Source organism: Streptomyces sp. NPDC046465, from assembly GCF_040646035.1.
Classification (GTDB): Bacteria; Actinomycetota; Actinomycetes; order Streptomycetales; family Streptomycetaceae; genus Streptomyces.
The window spans coordinates 1-1,657 of the sequence record NZ_JBEYZK010000086.1; the positions used below are offsets into that span (position 1 = coordinate 1).

The window sequence follows — 1,657 nt, forward strand, 5'->3', positions numbered from 1 at the left end:
TTGAAAATAAGTAGATGAAACCGCTCTATAAACGGATGATGTTTGTAACTTTAAAGAAATAAGCATCTTTTACAAACATGTAAATAAGCTACATTTCCGTTTCGTGTAGTAATTTTATTACGCGATTTATCCGTAACAATTTTTAATTGTTTTCGTATATAATATAGGTATGGGAAAAATCACAGCAATAAAAAAATTAAAACGACTTTACCGTGTGGATTTATCTGGATTTGATGATGAAGATAAAATATATCTTTCTGAGGATACAATTGTTCACTTTTTTCTAAATGTCGATAAAGAGCTCGATGATGCTGATTTAGAAGAGATTCAATCTTATGACCAATTTGCTCAAGGAAAATCACTAGCACTCTACTACATTTCCTTTAAAATGAGGACAAGTTCGGAAGTAAGAAAATATCTTAGTGAACACGAAATTGACAATACTGACCAAATTGACGAGGTCATAAATATTCTTACAAAAAACAATCTAATTAATGATAAAGCCTACGCTGAAAATTTTATTGAAGGAAAAATTTCAATGGGAAGCGCTGGCCCCTATCAAATTAAACAGAAATTAATAACAAAGGGTATTGATCCCCTGATCATTGACCAAGCGTTTTCTAACATTTATGATGAGGAAAAACAAATAGATGTTGCCTATAAACTTGCCGAAAAAACAAACAGAACTTATGGGCAAAGATTGACCCTAAAACAGCTGAAAGATAAAATTATTCAAAACCTAATGAATAAAGGTTTTACGTATTCTATCTCTTCAATTGCTTTAGAATCACTTGAATTAGAAACAGATGAAGAAAATGAGACCCAACTTCTCTACACAGCACTAGAAAAAGTTGCCAAACGCTACAGTAAAAACTATGAGGGGTATGAGCGAAAGCAAAAAGTAACACAGGCTTTGGCTAGAAAAGGCTTTTCATATGATGATATTAGTAGTGCATTACGTGATTATACATTTCCAGAATAAATAAAAAAAGGCCCGAGAGGTCTTTTTTATTTATTTATACATCCTATCTCTTGAATCTCGTTAGTGAGATAAAAAAAGAGGAGCCATAGCTCCTCCAGTTCACTTGGCCACTCGCCTATCTCCCAGGGGGCAACCCCCAAGTACTTCCGCCGTAGATGGACTTAACTTCTGTGTTCGACATGGGAACAGGTGTATCTCCATCGCAATGATGACCAAATCATTAAATGTTACCTTGAACATTCAAAACTAAATAACAATTCTTCTAACTTTTAAACCATAAGCATATTATATTTGACTCTTTTGGTAAAGTCCTCGAGCGATTAGTACTGGTCCGCTCCAAGTCTCGCAACTCTTCCACTTCCAGCCTATCTACCAGATCATCTCTCTGGGCTCTTAATTCTTACGAATGGGTAATCTCATCTTGAGGTGGGCTTCGCACTTAGATGCTTTCAGCGCTTATCCCTTCCCTACATAGCTATCCAGCCGTGCTCCTGGCGGAACAACTGGTACACCAGCGGTAAGTCCATCCCGGTCCTCTCGTACTAAGGACAGATCCTCTCAAATTACCTACGCCCACGACGGATAGGGACCGAACTGTCTCACGACGTTCTGAACCCAGCTCGCGTACCGCTTTAATGGGCGAACAGCCCAACCCTTGGGACCGACTACAGCCCC

1 protein-coding gene and 2 rRNA genes are annotated in these 1,657 nt (G+C 37.8%); 1 reads left to right on the forward strand and 2 read right to left on the reverse strand.

The genetic code is table 11. From position 1 onward, the window contains the following. Positions 1-169 precede the first annotated feature (169 nt). The gene (gene recX, locus ABZ953_RS39340) at positions 170-982 is read left to right on the forward strand and encodes a recombination regulator RecX (protein ID WP_361734345.1); all 813 of its coding nucleotides are present in this window, start codon (positions 170-172) and stop codon (positions 980-982) included. Positions 983-1,083: 101 nt separating this feature from the next. Here the strand turns inward: recX and rrf are convergent. Next, a 5S ribosomal RNA gene (rrf, locus tag ABZ953_RS39345) occupies positions 1,084-1,199 on the reverse strand. Between the two features lie 83 nt (positions 1,200-1,282). After that, positions 1,283-1,657: ribosomal RNA gene (locus tag ABZ953_RS39350) — 23S ribosomal RNA — on the reverse strand; the annotation flags it as partial.